The organism is Alkalibacterium sp. m-11 (assembly GCF_054658155.1).
The window spans coordinates 1-231 of the sequence record NZ_BAAGIR010000672.1 but is presented as its reverse complement, the minus strand read 5'-3'; the positions used below and the strand labels follow the sequence as shown (position 1 = coordinate 231).

The following is a 231-nucleotide window of genomic DNA, read 5'->3' as shown; positions in this document are numbered from 1 at the left end:
AACAGCCATACAGCAGGAAGAGAGAGTTCCGTCGTCTTTTGAATCCAATGGATTTATGGAAGATCAGGATGTCTCATTTTAATGGAAAACAGAAAGAAAGTCCGAAGAGAAAGGAGCATACGCTCCCGATGCTCTTCGGACTTTTTTTAGTAACTATTGTAGAAGACAATCCGCTGGTCTAAACTGACAAACGTGCTGGAATAAACAGATTCTGTCGCTTAATTGACCCAT

1 protein-coding gene is annotated in these 231 nt (G+C 41.1%); it reads left to right on the top strand.

Going from position 1 to position 231, the window contains the following annotated elements; translation table 11 throughout:
* A partial coding sequence (locus tag ACYQ2O_RS13865; RefSeq protein WP_459796891.1) for a hypothetical protein occupies positions 1-182 on the top strand: 182 nt, incomplete at its 5' end.
* Positions 183-231: the final 49 nt, after the last annotated feature.